At 62.3% G+C, this 14,593-nt stretch carries 17 protein-coding genes; 13 read left to right on the top strand and 4 right to left on the bottom strand.

What is annotated here, in order from left to right:
• Nucleotides 1–159 precede the first annotated feature (159 nt).
• Nucleotides 160–876, top strand: a complete 717-nt coding sequence (locus tag FJ936_RS11200) for an XRE family transcriptional regulator (protein WP_140788043.1) — start codon at nt 160–162, stop codon at nt 874–876.
• A 160-nt stretch (nt 877–1,036) separates the two neighbouring features.
• On the opposite strand, the gene FJ936_RS11195 is transcribed toward FJ936_RS11200, so the two are convergent.
• From FJ936_RS11195 to FJ936_RS11180, 4 genes are read right to left on the bottom strand one after another with little or no spacing between them, the layout of a single operon-like run.
• Nucleotides 1,037–2,077, bottom strand: a complete 1,041-nt coding sequence (locus tag FJ936_RS11195) for a DUF3445 domain-containing protein (protein ID WP_140724665.1) — start codon at nt 2,075–2,077, stop codon at nt 1,037–1,039.
• A 9-nt stretch (nt 2,078–2,086) separates the two neighbouring features.
• Nucleotides 2,087–3,052: a PDR/VanB family oxidoreductase gene (locus FJ936_RS11190; protein WP_140788041.1), complete on the bottom strand. Its 966-nt coding sequence runs from the start codon at nt 3,050–3,052 to the stop codon at nt 2,087–2,089.
• On the bottom strand, nt 3,049–3,645 hold the full coding sequence (locus FJ936_RS11185) for a dimethylamine monooxygenase subunit DmmA family protein (protein ID WP_140788039.1): 597 nt from the start codon (nt 3,643–3,645) through the stop codon (nt 3,049–3,051). The genes FJ936_RS11190 and FJ936_RS11185 overlap by 4 nt, the downstream gene beginning before the upstream one ends.
• Before the next feature lie 42 nt (nt 3,646–3,687).
• Nucleotides 3,688–4,821, bottom strand: coding sequence for an aminomethyltransferase family protein (locus FJ936_RS11180; protein WP_140788037.1), 1,134 nt, complete (start codon nt 4,819–4,821; stop codon nt 3,688–3,690).
• Nucleotides 4,822–5,107: 286 nt separating this feature from the next.
• Between FJ936_RS11180 and FJ936_RS11175 the strand changes: the two genes are divergently transcribed.
• The 12 genes from FJ936_RS11175 (at nt 5,108) to FJ936_RS11120 (ending at nt 14,507) form a co-directional block, all read left to right on the top strand.
• Complete coding sequence (locus FJ936_RS11175) at nt 5,108–5,395, top strand: hypothetical protein (protein WP_140617370.1); 288 nt, start codon at nt 5,108–5,110, stop codon at nt 5,393–5,395.
• 11 nt (nt 5,396–5,406) lie between these two features.
• The gene (locus tag FJ936_RS11170; RefSeq protein ID WP_127280938.1) at nt 5,407–5,784 is read left to right on the top strand and encodes a hypothetical protein; all 378 of its coding nucleotides are present in this window, start codon (nt 5,407–5,409) and stop codon (nt 5,782–5,784) included.
• A gap of 32 nt (nt 5,785–5,816) precedes the next feature.
• Nucleotides 5,817–5,978: a hypothetical protein gene (locus FJ936_RS11165; RefSeq protein WP_015318908.1), complete on the top strand. Its 162-nt coding sequence runs from the start codon at nt 5,817–5,819 to the stop codon at nt 5,976–5,978.
• 14 nt (nt 5,979–5,992) lie between these two features.
• Nucleotides 5,993–7,399: an APC family permease gene (locus FJ936_RS11160; protein ID WP_140507951.1), complete on the top strand. Its 1,407-nt coding sequence runs from the start codon at nt 5,993–5,995 to the stop codon at nt 7,397–7,399.
• 45 nt (nt 7,400–7,444) lie between these two features.
• Nucleotides 7,445–8,134, top strand: a complete 690-nt coding sequence (locus FJ936_RS11155) for a hypothetical protein (protein ID WP_181171082.1) — start codon at nt 7,445–7,447, stop codon at nt 8,132–8,134.
• Nucleotides 8,131–8,460, top strand: coding sequence for a hypothetical protein (locus tag FJ936_RS11150; protein WP_140724656.1), 330 nt, complete (start codon nt 8,131–8,133; stop codon nt 8,458–8,460). The genes FJ936_RS11155 and FJ936_RS11150 overlap by 4 nt, the downstream gene beginning before the upstream one ends.
• A gap of 83 nt (nt 8,461–8,543) precedes the next feature.
• Complete coding sequence (locus tag FJ936_RS11145; protein WP_015318912.1) at nt 8,544–9,440, top strand: glutamine amidotransferase family protein; 897 nt, start codon at nt 8,544–8,546, stop codon at nt 9,438–9,440.
• Nucleotides 9,441–9,444: 4 nt separating this feature from the next.
• Complete coding sequence (locus FJ936_RS11140) at nt 9,445–10,167, top strand: GXGXG domain-containing protein (RefSeq protein ID WP_015318913.1); 723 nt, start codon at nt 9,445–9,447, stop codon at nt 10,165–10,167.
• A gap of 6 nt (nt 10,168–10,173) precedes the next feature.
• Nucleotides 10,174–11,502 carry an FMN-binding glutamate synthase family protein gene (locus FJ936_RS11135; protein WP_015318914.1) on the top strand — a complete coding sequence of 443 codons (1,329 nt, stop codon included), beginning with the start codon at nt 10,174–10,176 and terminating at the stop codon, nt 11,500–11,502.
• 60 nt (nt 11,503–11,562) lie between these two features.
• Entirely contained in the window at nt 11,563–12,870 is a 1,308-nt protein-coding gene (gene glnT / locus FJ936_RS11130) for a type III glutamate--ammonia ligase (RefSeq protein WP_015318915.1), read from the top strand.
• 92 nt (nt 12,871–12,962) lie between these two features.
• Nucleotides 12,963–14,216, top strand: coding sequence for a sarcosine oxidase subunit beta family protein (locus tag FJ936_RS11125; protein ID WP_140617374.1), 1,254 nt, complete (start codon nt 12,963–12,965; stop codon nt 14,214–14,216).
• Between the two features lie 15 nt (nt 14,217–14,231).
• Nucleotides 14,232–14,507: a sarcosine oxidase subunit delta gene (locus FJ936_RS11120; RefSeq protein ID WP_140617375.1), complete on the top strand. Its 276-nt coding sequence runs from the start codon at nt 14,232–14,234 to the stop codon at nt 14,505–14,507.
• Nucleotides 14,508–14,593 lie beyond the last annotated feature (86 nt).

The raw sequence follows: 14,593 nt of genomic DNA, 5'->3' as shown, positions 1-14,593 counted from the left end.
CGTTTGCGCGCAGTGGATTCCTGGCGGAAAACCCGCGGGCGCCGTGATGGTCGCACTGCCGCGCGCAACATAAGATGGCTTGCCGTTGCGGTTGCGCTCCTGTATCGGCACCTGACATGTTCACCTTGAGTGAAATAAATCCTGACGATTGGGGGCGACATGGCAAAGGCTAATTCGGATTCCAAGGCTCCCGCGAGCGCAAAGCCAAAGCCGTCGCCGAAAGTGTCGGCGGACGGCAGGACCATACGCGCGCCGCTGACACAAAACCCGCACGCTATTCGCGATACTCGCGAAAAAGTGCTGGAGGTCGCGATCGGCCGCGAGGTGCGGGCCTTCCGCAAGAAGCTCGGCATCACCGTGGCGGATCTCGCGGTCGCCACCGATATTTCACTGGGCATGTTGTCGAAGATCGAGAACGGCATCACCTCGCCGTCGCTGACCACCTTGCAGGCACTGTCGCGGGCGCTCGGCGTTCCCGTCACCGCCTTCTTCCGCCGCTTCGAGGAAGAACGCAGCGCCGTCTTCGTCAAGGCCGGCCAGGGCCTCGACGTCGAGCGCCGCGGCACGCGCGCCGGCCACCAGTACAATCTGCTTGGCCATATCGGTTCGAACACCAGCGGCGTCGTCGTCGAGCCCTATCTGATCACGCTGACCGAGGATTCCGACGTGTTCCCGACCTTCCAGCACGAAGGCATGGAGTTTCTCTACATGCTCGAGGGCGAGGTCGTTTACCGGCATGGCAGCAACCTCTACCCGATGAAGCCCGGCGACAGCCTGTTCTTCGACGCCGACGCGCCGCACGGACCGGAGCAACTGACGAAACTGCCGATGCGGTATTTGTCGATTATCTGCTACCCGCAGGGCAGTGCTGGGTAGGCGGGCCGCCGCAACGCTCACCCGGATTGCCAACCGAATTGCGAAAGGGCAATTCGGGCAATCCGGCCTCTCCCCGAAGGGAGAGGAGCCTGACGCCGGCGTCGGTCATCTCTTCCCCTCGGGAGAAGGTGACCGCGAAGCGGCCGGACGAGGGGGGCTTTCAATCCGGCCCGAACCCCGGGCTCGTCGGGCTGCCATCGTCCAGCTTCGACAACCACTCGACCAGTGTCGGGCGAAAGCGCGTCAGGCCTTTGTAGCTGGCGAGTTCCTCGGGTAGGTCGCGGATGACGCGGTGCAGGCGCCGCGCCCATTTCGGCTGCGTCACCAGTTCGTCCATCTTGATCAGGTAGCAGCGGATCGGAAAGACGATGCCATTGGAGCGCGGCAGCCGCCAGAAGCTCTGCAGTTCGACCCGCAGATGCACCTTGTCGCCGACATTCTCCGACGTCACCGTCGCGCGGTCCGGACCCCATTTGTGATAATTCTCCGGGCTGGTGTCCAGCCGCGGATTGATGGTCATCGTCCAGTTCAGGCGCCGTGCCGGCTTGCCCTGCTGGATGTTGGTGAGGAACTTCAGCGCGCGCGTGAAAATGCCCTTCTCATGCGCCAGCGGCACAGGCGCGTGCCACTCGAAGAAATTCATGCCGATGTCGAAATCGAGCGACCAGTCGGCCTGGGTGGTGACCATGCCTGCGTCCATCCACAGATTGCCGTCGCGCTGGTCGAGGATGCAGAAATCGCCCTGGCTCTGACGGGTGATGTATTCCATCGGCCCGTAAGGCAAAGTCGAGGTGTCGCCGAAGGTGAAAGTATCGTCGATGCCGAGCGGCCGGTTGATCCAGCGCCAGCGGTCGCCGTCGCGCGTCAGCGTGAAATGCTCGGGATAGCCCAGCGCCTGCTGCTCCATCAAAAGCTCCAGCAGGTCCCAGCCGGCGAGCGTCATGTGCGGCAGCGACTGGCAGCGCAGGGGATCCTCGGCCAGCACCAAGGCGCGGTCCTGCATCTCGGCGACATAGTGTTCGTCGACGTCGATCAGGTTTTCGAGCACCGAGCCTTTGGGGCCGACGACATGCGGCTCGATGTTGACCGCGTACATGTAGCTGTCTTCATGGAAGGGGAACGGAAACCGCCTGATGTGCTCGGGGCTGTTCTTGAAAGTGAAGTCGTCGCGGAACGTTTCCTTGCGGAAGGTGATGCCCATTCTCGCCTCCTATCTTTCCAAGACCAGCGACCTGCCCTCGAAGCGCGACACGCACGGCATGATCTTCCTGCCCGAACGGTGCTCTTCCTCGCTCAGCCAATGGTCGTTGTGGATGAATTTGCCGTCACACGAGATGACGTTGGTCTCACACTGGCCGCAGACGCCGCCACGACAAAGATAGGGCGGATCGACGCCGGCGGCTTCAATGGCTTCCAGCAGGCTCTGCTGCTCGCCGACGCGGATGGCCTTGCCGCTGACGGCAAGCGTCACGTCGAATGGCAGGCCGGGCTGCGGCGCCGCGAAATGCTCGTAGTGGACGGTCTCCGGCGGCCAGCCCAGGCTAGCTGCGCGGTCGCGCACCCAGTTGATCATGCCGGCCGGGCCGCAGACATAGAGGTGCGTCCCGAGCGGCTGCGAGGATAGCAACCGGTCGAGTTCGATCCGCTCCTCGAGGTCATCGTGATAGAGCCGGACGCGACGGCCGTAGCGTTCCCGCAGAACGTCGGCATAAGTGCCAAGCGAAGCGGTGCGGCAGGTGTAGTGCAGTTCGAAATTGCCGCCCTCCCCCGCCAGTTGCGCGGTCTGGGCCATGAACGGCGTGATGCCGATGCCGCCGGCCAGCATCAGGTGTTTCTTGGCGCGAAGATCGAGCGAAAAAAGATTGACCGGATAGCTGATCACCATCTCCAGACCCGGCTTGACCGACCTGTGCATGAACAGCGAGCCGCCGCGACCGACGTCGTCGCGGCGCACCGAGATGGTGTATTCGCGCGTGTCTAGCGGCGAGCTCATCAGCGAATAGGGATTGAGCCTTGTGCGCTGGCCATCGCGCATCTCGACCACGACATGGGCGCCGCCGGAAAAGGTCGGCAACAGCTCGCCATCACGCCGGCGAAAATGGAACCGGGTGACCAGCTCATTGACCGGGACGACATCGCTGACGACGACGTCGAGCTTGGTGGTGCCGGTGCTCATCGAAATATCTCCTCCATCGGAGGAATTTCACTGCGATCCTCGGCATTGATGCAGACGCCCTGGAACGCGGCGAGGCGTCTTGAGTAGTGATCGCGCACCAGGAGAAGCAGGCCACAATGCGAGCAGGTCGCCGGCTGCGTCGTCACATTCTCGGTGATGCCCTTGCAGTGCACGCACTGCATGCGCCGCGCCAGCGAGCCGCGATGCTCGGTCTGCACGGAGGTGTGGTCAATGCCGGCTTCGAGCGCCACCTGCATGGCCTGCCCGATCAGCCCTTCGGTGCCGGCGAGATAGAGGCGCAGCCCCATATGCGCGTTATCAAGCGTCTGCTTCAGACGCGGCAGCAGACTGGCGAAGGACGGGGCCAGATGAAGCTGGGCTGGCTTCAGTGCTTCGAGAGCGGCACTGTATTTCCCGTCAGGACCGGGAATGAAGACGATCTCGGCACCATCGAAAAAGCCAGGTGGCGCGGTTCGGGCCATATCGGCAATTGCGAGCGCGCCTTCCGCGTCCGCGACGAAAAGATGATGCCTGCCGGGTTGCGGAGACAGGGTCCCGTAAATGGGCCGGCTGATGATGGTCTTGGCTGCCATTTAAGTCTTCGTGCCTCGAAACCCCTCGCTGTCGATTATGCCTCAGCCTTTCGCCGTGCGCTTGGTCTTCTTGGGATCGTCGAACGGCAAGGGCTGCGCCGTCGCCTTGATCGATCCGCTCTTGTTGCGGATCTCGAGCGTGGTGTCCTTGACCGCGCAGTCGACGTCGAGCCGGGCAATGCCCATCGATTTCTCGACCAGCGGCGAATACATGGCGCAGGTGACAACGCCGACCTTTTTGCCGTCGCGATAGACCGGAGCGCCCTCGTCCGCCGGCTCCTTGCCGTCGAGCAGGACGCCATAGATCTTGAAGCGCTCCTTGCCCTTCAGGCGATAGTGCTCCTCGGCGCCGCGAAAGCCGGTCTTGCCGGGGCTGACGGTGAAGTCTAGGCCGAGCTCCCAAAGCGTATCGCCGGGGCCTTCATTCTCGAACGGATACTTTTGGGAATTGTCGTAGGGGTAGAACAGCAGGTAGCTTTCGACGCGCAGCATGTCGAGCGTGGTGAAGCGGCAGGGAATGATGCCGGCGTTCTTGCCCTCGTCGAGAATCCTGTCCCAGATCGTGCCGGCGTCCTGGCCACGGCAGAAGATCTCGTAGCCGCGTTCGCCGGTATAGCCGGTGCGCGAGATCATGACGGGAAAGCCGAACAGCTGCGTCTGCATGTGATGGAAGTAGTTGAGGTCGCGGATGCCGGGCACGTGCTTGGCCAGATAGTCGACCGCTGTTGGCCCCTGCAGCGACAAATCGTGCAGATTGTCGTCGAAGCGCAGCGACACGTCCCGTCCCATCGCCGCCCGCTGCAGTTCCTCATGGCCGGTGCCCGAGCCGTGCACCACCATCCAGGAATTCGGTCCCGTGCGGTAGAGGATGCAGTCGTCGGTGAATTTTCCCGCCTCGTTCAGCATGCAGGCATAGGCCGACTTGCCGGGATAGATCTTTTCGACGTCACGCGTGGTGGCGAGGTCGATCAGATGCGAGGCGTGCGGCCCTGTGATGTGCACCTTCTTCAGGCCGGAAACATCCATAAGGCCGGCCTTGGTGCGGATGGCGATATATTCCTCGTCGGCATCCTTGTCGTAGGTCCAGGCGGTACCCATGCCGCTCCAGTCTTCGAGTTTCGAACCCAGCGCACGATGGCGATCCGCCAGGGTCGAAAATCTCCAGGATGCCGTCATCCGCTCGTCCTCCATTCGAAAATGCTGCTGTTCCCTGCTCCCGTGCGCCAGGCCGGGAGCTTGGTCGAATATTGATCGCAAACGCGAGAGGCCCGCAATCCCCTAAAAGCAAATAATTTCATTGTCAGGCAAAATCGGCAGGTCGAAGCAAGCGGTTAACTCAGCGTAAATTCGTCTTGACAATTGCGAAATTCGGTCTGAATTTATGAAAAAAATTTCACTCTCTTGAAAGAGAGCGGCGGGCGGTGGATTCGGAACCGGGCGTCGGCAAAGAAGGGGAAAACCGATGGCAGACCTGCAGCAGCGCATCGAGGCGCTGTACCGCTCCGACTTGCGCGGATCCGCGCTCCTGATCATCTGCCTGTGGGCGACGATCCTCTTCGTCCTCTTCATGACATGGCCATACATTCCGCAGGGCGGCATCAAGGCCGTCGTCGCCATTGCCGCCGCCGCCGTGCTCATCTTCAACACGGCAGCCATCCTGGCGATGGTCAAACACTACAAGGAAGACAAGGAATTCATCTACGGGCTCGACATCAAGAACGCCGACGCATCCCGCAACCGCAAGTCCTGAGGGGAGAAACAATGTCCCGCTATACGCCGCCGGAGCAGAGCAAGGCTGGGCAAGTCTTCGACATCGCCGTTGTCGTGGTCGCCATCTTCGTGGCGCTGTGGCTGCCGCTGAAGCTTGGTCTTGCCGGTGCCGCAAAATCAATCGACGCGCTCGATGCCAAGACCTGGGAAGCGCTCGGGCAGAATCCGACCATGGCGTCGATCTGGGAAAAGCTCGGCTATACGCCCGAGACCGCGCACGACATCATCCAGAACCGGTTCCACTACATCATCGACTGGCCGACGCTGATCATCATGGCGGCCGTCCTGATCGGTTATTTCGTGTTCCTGTTCCGGGCATCCGACCGCGAATATCGCGATGTGATCAACGAGAAGTTCGACGACAAGTAAAGTTTGGCGACGAAGAATTTGGGGACACGATCATGTGGGTGGCACTCTCTTACGCATGCTGGGGCATCTCGATCGTGCTCGCGCTGTGGATGCTCTACGACTGGTTCAAGGTCGATACGAACTACTCCGAGGACGTTTTGACCTCGTCGCGTGAAGGCGAGCTTGAAGCCGCTTCCGAAAAACACCGGATCTGAGTGGGGATTGATCGATGACGGTCGCGCTTGAAAACACCACCACCACCACAATTCACGGCGACCGGGTATCGCTGCTTCGGGTGCTTGGCCCGGCCCATGTCTGGGCGCTCGGCGTCGGCATCGTTCTGGTCGGCGAGTTCACCGGCTGGAATTTCTCGGCCGACAAGGGCGGCGCGCTGGCTGCCCTGATCGTGTGCTGGGTCGTCGGGCTGCTCTACACCTCGGTGGCCATGATCGATTCCGAGGTGACGTCGACAGTGGCCGCCGCCGGCGGCCAGTATGCGCAGGCCAAGCACATTGTCGGGCCGTTGATGGCGTTCAACGTCGCGCTGTTCCTGGTCTTTGCCTATACGATGCTGGAAGTGTCCGACGCCATCCTGCTCGGCGACACCATCGTCGCCAAGGCGGGTGTGGAAGGGCTGACCCACAATTCCTTCATCGCCGCCACCATCGTGGTGCTGGCCTGGCTCAACTATCGCGGCGTACTGATGACGCTCAACGTCAACTTCGTCATCACGGCCATCGCCTATGTCTCGATCGTCGTCCTGTTCTTCTCGGTCAGCCCCTGGACGCAAGGCGCGGTGCTGAAGCTCAACGAACTGGTCACTCCAGGCAACGCGCTGCCCTATGGCTGGATCGGCGTCATCGCCGCCTTCCAGTTCGGCATCTGGTATTATCTCGGCATCGAAGGGACCACCCAGGCCGCCGAGGAAGTGCGCTCGCCGGCACGCTCCCTGCCCTACGGCACCATGGCCGGCATGATCACGCTGCTCATCGCCGCCGCCATGACCTGGTATGTCTGCGCCTCGCTGATGCCTTGGGAGTATCTCGGCATCACCTATTATCCGCTGTGGGACGCCGGCAAACTGACTGGCAGCCCGCTGCTTGAGAACCTCCTGTTCATAGCGACGCTGCTCGCCGCGCTTGCCTCCGCCAATGGTTGCATCAATGACGCGGCGCGCGCCTGGTTCTCGCTCGGCCGCGACCGCTATCTGCCGAGCTGGTTTTCGGCGGTGCATCCGAAATACCGCACGCCCTATCGCTCGATCCTGTTCCTGCTGCCGATCGCGTTGGCCTTCGCCTTCATCGCCGACCTCAACCAGGCGATCACCTTCTCGATCCTGTCGGGCGTGCTGCAATACACCTTCATGAGCATCAACATCATGATGTTCAGGAAGAAGTGGCCGCTGGGCTCGATCCGCCGCGGCTACACGCACCCGTTCCATCCGCTGCCGGCAATCGTCCTGTTCTGCCTGTGCGTGGTGACCTTCTTCGCCATCTTTCTCGGCTTCGGCTCGCAGTTGATCGCCATGGTCGCCTTCTATTTCCTGATTTCGCTGTGGTTCCATTTCTATCGCTACAAATTCGTGCGGCGTGGGGACCAGTTCACCATGCCGTGGCCGAAACCGCAGGGCTATTGATGGGAGTAGGCCCGTCCAGGATTTGGATGGGCCTTGCACGATAAAATGTCAGACGTGACATCAGCACTGCTTGCCGGGGCAATTGTCCTGGCTCTCGTCCTTCACTTTGCGTGGCAGGCGCGCCGCAGCCGCGACAGGGCCTCGGCAGCGCTGGCCGCCGATGAGGCGGGCATTCGCGCCGTCGTCGCGGATGCAGACAATGTCTCGGACGGCACCGCCGGCGTCATCACCTGGGAAGGATCATGGAACGGCCAACGCGTGCAGGTGCGCACCATCGTCGACACGCTGGCGACGCGGAAACTGCCGGCGCGCTGGCTCAGCGTTTCGATCACCGAGAAGGTCTCGGTACCTGCCATCTTCGACATGATGATGCGGCCGGGCTCGCCGACGACGTTCTCCAATTTCGACCATCTCCAGCATACGTTGCCGAAGGCGCCCGGTTTTCCGGCCGAGGCGGTGCTGCGGACAGACCGCAGGGGCACACGGTTCCCGCAGAGCATCATCGCCGGCCATATGGAACCCTTTTCAGAAGGCTGCGCCAAGGAGCTGCTGATCACGCCGAACGGAGTGCGCATCGTGTGGCTGCTGGCCGAGGCCGAGCGGGCACGCTACGGTGTCTTCCGGCAAGCCGCGTTCGGTGACACACGGATCGATTCTGCGCTGATCGAGCGGTTGCTCGTATCACTCTCGGATCTGCGCGACGCCATCAACCGAAGCGAACGGCAGGCCGCATGAGCACTTCAGACACTTCGCCGGCGCCAGTGAGCCCTTATCTCGTCCTGGGCGCCGCAATCGTGCTGCCGGCAAGCGGCCATGTCATTCTGGGCATCCCGGTGCGCGGACTGCAGTTTCTTTTCTTCATGGTCGTCCTGGCCTGGGTGACCGCCAGGATTTCACCGCCGGACGCCAGCTTCGTCGGCCGTCACGCCGGCGGCTTCCTGATCTATGCGCTGTCGATCCTCGACGCCTACAAGATCGCCCGCATCCGTACCGCCAAATGGGCTCATAATGCCCGGACGGAAGGAAACGATACGCAGAGCGGCATTGAGCCGCATACGTAACCAGAGGAAAATTTCTTTCATGCCATTGAATTAGAGGATTTCATTCGGTACATCATCTTAGTCACAAACGTCGGGAGGCTGACATGTGCGGAATCGTTGGACTTTTCCTGAAGGACAAGGCGCTGGAGCCGAAGCTCGGCGCGATGCTGTCGGAGATGCTGGTATCGCTCAGCGATCGCGGCCCTGACAGTGCCGGCATCGCCATCTATGGCGCGACATCCGGCAACGAGGCCAAGATCACCATCCAGTCGCCGAAGCCGGAACGCGATTTCCGCGGCCTGGACGCCGAACTCGCGAAGGCCGTCGGAGCGCCGGTGAGCATTGCGGTGAAATCGACCCACGCGGTGGTCAGGACCACGCCGGACAAGGTCGACGCGGCGCGTGAGGCCCTCCAGTCGCTCAGGCCCGACATCCGCATCATGGGCGCCGGCGAAGCGGTGGAAATCTACAAGGAAGTCGGCCTGCCCGAAGCCGTCGTCGATCGCTTCGACGTGCGCAAGATGACCGGCACGCATGGCATCGGTCATACCCGCATGGCGACGGAATCGGCAGTGACGACGATGGGTGCGCATCCTTTCTCGACCGGTGCCGACCAGTGTCTCGTGCACAATGGTTCATTGTCGAACCACAACAATGTCCGCCGCGAATTGATCCGCGAAGGCATGAAATTCGAGACCGAGAACGATACCGAAGTGGCGGCCGCTTACCTTTCCTCGCAAATGGCGCATGGCAAGAACCTCGGCGAGGCACTTGAAGGCACGCTGTCCGACCTCGATGGCTTCTTCACCTTCGTCGTCGGCACCAAGAATGGTTTTGGCGTGGTGCGCGATCCGATCGCCTGCAAGCCCGCCGTGATGGCTGAGACCGACCAGTATGTCGCCTTCGGCTCGGAATATCGCGCGCTGACCAAACTGCCCGGCATAGACAATGCGAGGGTCTGGGAACCGGAGCCCGCAACCGTTTATTTCTGGGAGCATTGAGTTCATGCCGGCAACCTCCAAGGCAACGCGCGACAGCCATGCGCGCGTCTTCGACCTCGACGTCCTGTCGCTGCGCGAACTCAATCAAGCGCTCCACAATCTGGCTCCGGGTTCGAACGAGACGGCGTGGGAAGTGCTCAACCCGAAAGGGAGCCATTCGGTCGCCGTGGGTGTCGATCATCCTGTTAGCATCGATGTGCGCGGCAGCGTCGGCTATTACTGCGGCGGAATGAACTCCGGCAGCGCCATCACCGTGCACGGCTCGGCCGGCCCCGGCGTTGGCGAGAACATGATGTCGGGCTCGATCACCGTCAAAGGCGATGCCAGCCAGTATGCCGGCGCCACCGGCAAGGGCGGGCTGCTGGTCATCGAAGGCAATGCCTCGTCGCGCTGCGGCATCTCGATGAAAGGCATCGACATCGTCGTGCACGGCAATATCGGCCATATGTCGGCCTTCATGGCGCAATCCGGCAACCTGGTTGTTCTGGGCGATGCCGGCGATGCACTGGGCGATTCCATCTACGAGGCGCGGCTCTTCGTGCGCGGCAAGGTCGACAGTCTCGGTGCGGATTGTATCGCCAAGGAGATGCGGCCCGAGCATCTTGAACTGCTGCAGGGTCTGCTCGACCGCGCCGGCGTGACCGGCGTCAAGCCGTCGGAGTTCAAGCGCTACGGCTCGGCGCGCACGCTCTACAATTTCAATATCGACAACGCCGACGCGTATTGAGGCAGCATGACCTATCGCAACCCGCCGACGACGCCGCGCAAATCCGCGACTTTCGACGACTACACGCTCTCCGAAATCCGCCGCGCCGCGGCGACCGGCATCTATGATATCAGAGGTGCCGGCGCCAAGCGCAAGCTGCCGCATTTCGATGACCTTCTGTTCCTCGGCGCCTCGATCTCGCGCTACCCGCTGGAAGGCTACCGCGAGCGCTGCGACACATCCGTGGTGCTCGGTTCGCGCCACGCCAAGAAGCCTATCGAACTGAAGATACCGATCACCATTGCCGGCATGAGCTTCGGCTCGCTGTCCGGTCCCGCCAAGGAAGCGCTCGGGCGCGGCGCGACGCTGTCGGGCACCTCGACCACGACCGGCGATGGCGGCATGACAGAGGAAGAGCGCGGCCATTCCAAGCAACTGGTCTATCAGTACCTGCCCTCGCGCTATGGCATGAACCTACGCGACCTGCGTCGCGCCGATGCGATCGAAGTGGTCGTCGGCCAGGGCGCCAAGCCCGGCGGTGGCGGGATGCTGCTCGGCCAGAAGATTTCCGACCGTGTCGCCGAGATGCGCACGCTGCCCAAAGGCATCGACCAGCGCTCGGCCTCGCGCCACCCCGACTGGACCGGACCGGACGATCTCGAGATCAAGATCCTCGAGCTGCGCGAAATCACCGATTGGGAAAAACCGATCTACGTCAAGGTCGGCGGCGCCCGGCCCTACTACGATACCGCGCTTGCGGTGAAGGCCGGCGCCGATGTCGTCGTGGTCGACGGCATGCAGGGCGGAACGGCTGCAACGCAGGAAGTGTTTATCGAGAATGTCGGCCAGCCGACGCTCGCCTGCATCAGGCCGGCGGTGCAGGCGCTGCAGGATCTCGGCATGCACCGCAAGGTTCAGCTCATCGTCTCAGGCGGCATCCGCAACGGCGCCGATGTGGCCAAGGCGCTGGCGCTCGGCGTCGACGCCGTGTCGATCGGCACCGCGGCACTCGTGGCGCTCGGTGACAACGATCCCCGCTGGGAGGCGGAGTACAACGAACTCGGCACCACATCAGGCGCCTATGACGACTGGCATGAGGGCAAGGACCCTGCCGGCATCACCACGCAGGACCCCGAATTGATGAAGCGGGTCGACCCCGTGGCCGCCGGGCGCCGGTTGGCGAACTATTTGAAGGTGATGACGCTGGAGGCGCAGACCATCGCCCGCGCCTGCGGCAAGAACAGCCTCCACAATCTCGAACCCGAGGACCTCGTCGCATTGACGATCGAGGCTGCCGCCATGGCCGGCGTGCCGCTGGCCGGCACCAACTGGATACCGGGGAAGAACGGCTTCTGATCAAAGGGCCGAAGGCCATATGCTCTAGGGCCAACAATCGATAAGAAATGGGGAACTTCAGTGACAGTTGATCTTGCAGAGTTCGCAAGGGCGAAAAACGTCAAATATTTCATGATTTCCTACACTGACCTGTTCAGTGGCCAGCGTGCCAAGCTGGTACCGGCGCAAGCCATTGCCGACATGCAGAAGGACGGTGCCGGCTTTGCCGGGTTCGCCACCTGGCTCGACCTCACGCCGGCGCATCCCGACATGCTGGCGGTGCCGGATCCAGACTCGGTCATTCAGTTGCCATGGAAACCGGAAGTCGCCTGGGTCGCCGCTAACTGCATCATGGACGACAAGGACGTCGACCAGGCGCCGCGCAATACATTGAAGCGGCTGATCGCGGAGGCAGCCGCCGACGGCATGCACGTCAAGACCGGCGTCGAGGCCGAGTTCTTCCTGATCTCGCCGGACGGCAAGACGATCTCCGATGAATACGACACGGCATCGAAGCCTTGCTACGACCAGCAAGCGGTGATGCGCCGTTACGATGTCATCGCCGAGATCTGCGACCACATGCTGGCGCTCGGCTGGGGCGCTTACCAGAACGACCACGAGGACGCTAACGGCCAATTCGAGATGAACTGGGCGTTCGACGATGCGCTGCCGACCGCCGACAAGCATTCCTTCTTCAAGTTCATGGTCAAGTCGATCGCGGAAAAACATGGGCTGCGCGCCACCTTCATGCCCAAACCGTTCCAGGGCCTGACCGGCAATGGCTGCCATGCCCACATCTCTGTCTGGGACAAATCGGGCAAGACCAATGTCTTCGCCGACAATTCGATGGAGCTCGGCCTTTCCGCCAAGGGCAAGAACTTCCTTGGCGGCATCATGAAGCACGCTTCGGCGCTCGCCGCGATCACCAACCCGACGGTCAATTCCTACAAGCGCATCAACGCGCCGCGCACCATTTCGGGCGCGACCTGGGCGCCGAACACGGTGACCTGGACCGGCAACAACCGCACCCACATGGTGCGCGTGCCCGGCCCCGGCCGCTTCGAATTGCGTCTGCCCGATGGCGCTGCCAACCCTTATCTCCTGCAGGCGGTCATCATCGCCGCCGGCCTCGACGGCATCCGCTCGAAGGCCGATCCGGGCAAGCGCTACGATATCGACATGTACCAGCATGGCCACACGGTGAAGGGCGCGCCCAAGCTGCCGCTCAACCTGCTCGATGCGTTGCGCGAGTTCGACAAGGACAAATCGCTCAAGGCGGCGCTGGGTGAGGAATTCTCGTCGGCATATCTAAAGCTGAAGCACCAGGAATGGAATTCCTATGCTTCGCACTTCACGCAATGGGAGCGCGACCACACGCTGGACATCTAGAGCATCGGACCGAAAAAGTGTGACACGGTTTTCGGCAAAGGCGATGCGTCAAGAAAGTTCCTGTGTGGGGCGGGCGACCTCGGAATGAACGTATGAAATACTCGATCTTCTCGCTCGCCCGCGCCGCTCTTTCCGGCCACAAAAACTGGCAACGCACCTGGCGCGACGCCGCGCCGAAGGATCGCTACGACGTGGTGATCATCGGCGGCGGCGGCCATGGGCTGGCCACCGCCTGGTTCCTGGCCAGCGAATTCGGCATCAAAAATGTCGCGGTGCTGGAAAAGGGCTGGATCGGCTCCGGCAATGCCGGCCGCAACACCACCATTATCCGCTCCAACTACGGCCTGCCCGGCAACACCGGCTTCTACGAATTGTCGATGAAGCTTTGGGAACGGATGGAGCAGGATCTCAACTACAACGCGATGGTCAGCCAGCGCGGCGTCATCAACCTCTACCATTCCGACGCGCAGCGCGACGCCTATGCACGGCGCGGCAACACCATGCGCATCAACGGCATCGACGCCGAACTGCTCGACCTGGCGGCGGTCAAGAAGATGATCCCATTCCTGAATTTCGACAATGCCCGCTTTCCCGTGCAGGGCGGGCTGCTGCAGCGGCGCGGCGGCACGGCGCGGCACGATGCGGTGGCCTGGGGCTACGCCCACGCTGCCAGCGAACTCGGCGTCGACATCATCCAGAATTGCGAAGTCACGGGCTTTGTCAGGGACGCCAACGGCAAGGTGACTGGTGTCGAGACCTCGCGCGGCAGGATCGGCGCCGGCAAGGTCGGCATGGCGGTGGCCGGGTCCTCATCGCGCGTCGCGGCGATGGCTGGCCTGCGGCTGCCGATCGAAAGCCATGTGCTGCAGGCCTTCGTCTCGGAGGCGATCAAGCCGCTCATTCCCGGCGTCATGACGTTTGGCGCCGGCCATTTCTATGTCAGCCAGTCCGATAAGGGCGGGCTGGTCTTCGGCGGCGACATCGACGGCTACAATTCCTATGCCCAGCGCGGCAACATGCCTGTCATGGAGGATGTCTGCGAAGGTGGCATGGCGCTGATGCCGATGATAGGCCGCGTCCGGCTGCTGCGCCAATGGGGCGGCATCATGGATATGTCGATGGACGGCTCGCCGATCATCGACAAGACACCGGTCGACGGGCTCTACCTCAATGCCGGCTGGTGCTATGGCGGCTTCAAGGCGACACCCGGCTCAGGCTTCGTCTTCGCCCATCTGCTTGCTCGCGATGAATCGCACGCCGAGGCCGCCCGCTTCCGGCTCGACCGGTTCCGGTCTGGTGCTGTCATCGACGAAAAGGGCCAGGGCGCCCAACCGAACCTGCACTGAGGACAGTCGAAAAACATGCGTATTGTCTGTCCCTTCTGTGGTGAACGCGAGCTCGGCGAGTTCACCTATCTCGGCGACGCCAAGCCGGTGCGGCCGGCGCCTGGAGCGTCGGAAGATGAGGTCTACGATTACGTCTATCTGCGCGACAACATCGCCGGCGTGATGGATGAGAACTGGTATCATGGCGGCGGCTGCCGGGCCTGGCTGAAGGTCACCCGCAACACGCTGACGCACGAGATTTCGGCTGTGGAACCGGCGGCGGGTGCCGGGGCGAGGCAGGTTGCGAAATGAATATTTCCTGCCAACTCGGCGCCGCCTCTCACCTGCCTGCCGGCATCCTCTCCCCGTATAATGACGGGGAGAGGGGTGCTGCCGTC

This window comes from Mesorhizobium sp. B2-4-13 (assembly GCF_006658535.1).
GTDB lineage: Bacteria > Pseudomonadota > Alphaproteobacteria > Rhizobiales > Rhizobiaceae > Mesorhizobium > Mesorhizobium australicum.
This window is presented reverse-complemented; position numbering and strand designations above follow the sequence as displayed.

Coding starts and splice junctions, on each gene's coding strand:
- FJ936_RS11200 (WP_140788043.1), top strand. CDS start 160: ATGGCAAAGGCTAATTCGGATTCCAAGGCTCCCGCGAGCGCAAAGCCA.
- FJ936_RS11195 (WP_140724665.1), bottom strand. CDS start 2,077: ATGGGCATCACCTTCCGCAAGGAAACGTTCCGCGACGACTTCACTTTC.
- FJ936_RS11190 (WP_140788041.1), bottom strand. CDS start 3,052: ATGAGCACCGGCACCACCAAGCTCGACGTCGTCGTCAGCGATGTCGTC.
- FJ936_RS11185 (WP_140788039.1), bottom strand. CDS start 3,645: ATGGCAGCCAAGACCATCATCAGCCGGCCCATTTACGGGACCCTGTCT.
- FJ936_RS11180 (WP_140788037.1), bottom strand. CDS start 4,821: ATGACGGCATCCTGGAGATTTTCGACCCTGGCGGATCGCCATCGTGCG.
- FJ936_RS11175 (WP_140617370.1), top strand. CDS start 5,108: ATGGCAGACCTGCAGCAGCGCATCGAGGCGCTGTACCGCTCCGACTTG.
- FJ936_RS11170 (WP_127280938.1), top strand. CDS start 5,407: ATGTCCCGCTATACGCCGCCGGAGCAGAGCAAGGCTGGGCAAGTCTTC.
- FJ936_RS11165 (WP_015318908.1), top strand. CDS start 5,817: ATGTGGGTGGCACTCTCTTACGCATGCTGGGGCATCTCGATCGTGCTC.
- FJ936_RS11160 (WP_140507951.1), top strand. CDS start 5,993: ATGACGGTCGCGCTTGAAAACACCACCACCACCACAATTCACGGCGAC.
- FJ936_RS11155 (WP_181171082.1), top strand. CDS start 7,445: ATGTCAGACGTGACATCAGCACTGCTTGCCGGGGCAATTGTCCTGGCT.
- FJ936_RS11150 (WP_140724656.1), top strand. CDS start 8,131: ATGAGCACTTCAGACACTTCGCCGGCGCCAGTGAGCCCTTATCTCGTC.
- FJ936_RS11145 (WP_015318912.1), top strand. CDS start 8,544: ATGTGCGGAATCGTTGGACTTTTCCTGAAGGACAAGGCGCTGGAGCCG.
- FJ936_RS11140 (WP_015318913.1), top strand. CDS start 9,445: ATGCCGGCAACCTCCAAGGCAACGCGCGACAGCCATGCGCGCGTCTTC.
- FJ936_RS11135 (WP_015318914.1), top strand. CDS start 10,174: ATGACCTATCGCAACCCGCCGACGACGCCGCGCAAATCCGCGACTTTC.
- FJ936_RS11125 (WP_140617374.1), top strand. CDS start 12,963: ATGAAATACTCGATCTTCTCGCTCGCCCGCGCCGCTCTTTCCGGCCAC.
- FJ936_RS11120 (WP_140617375.1), top strand. CDS start 14,232: ATGCGTATTGTCTGTCCCTTCTGTGGTGAACGCGAGCTCGGCGAGTTC.